The organism is Vibrio sp. D173a (assembly GCF_030248475.1).
Window position 1 is genome coordinate 1 of sequence record NZ_JAHGAH010000665.1, and the last position, 600, is coordinate 600.

Here is a 600-nt window from a genome sequence, read left to right on the forward strand (position 1 = left end):
ACGTTTATTCAGACTACCAGCAGTCTGAGATAACGCGAATTGACAACCAACGCGCGGTTTACATTACTGCAGTAGTAGACAAAGACGAGATTGCTTCGAACGAATTGGTCGCGCAGCTACAAAAAAGTGTGGTTAAGGAACTTCAAGCGGACTACCCAACGGTGAAAATTGATTTTACTGGTGAGGCAGAGCAGCAACAGGAATCGACGGATTCAATGCAGTCTACCTTTGTGCTGGCTTTGATTATGATCTTTGCTTTATTGGCGATTCCTTTGAAATCGTATGTGCAGCCGTTGATCATCATGGCCGCGATTCCTTTTGGTATCGTCGGGGCGATTCTAGGTCATTGGCTCAATGATCTGACGCTCAGCATCTTATCGCTCAATGGTATCTTGGCATTGAGTGGCGTGGTGGTGAATGACAGCTTGCTACTAGTGTCACGATTCAATGAACTGGTAAAAGACAAGTCGTTGAGTGTTAAAGAAGCGATTCAACAGGCGTGTACGGGTCGATTACGTGCGGTACTACCAACATCGATCACCACTTTTGCAGGTTTAGCACCGCTTCTGAGTGAAACGTCGATGCAGGCTCAGTTCTTAA

The 600-nt window shown here is 46.2% G+C and carries 1 protein-coding gene; it reads left to right on the forward strand.

Annotation, left to right across the window (positions count from 1 at the left end; all coding sequences use genetic code 11):
- A partial coding sequence (locus tag KIV40_RS28330) for an efflux RND transporter permease subunit (protein WP_285352542.1) occupies window positions 1–600 on the forward strand: 600 nt, incomplete at both ends.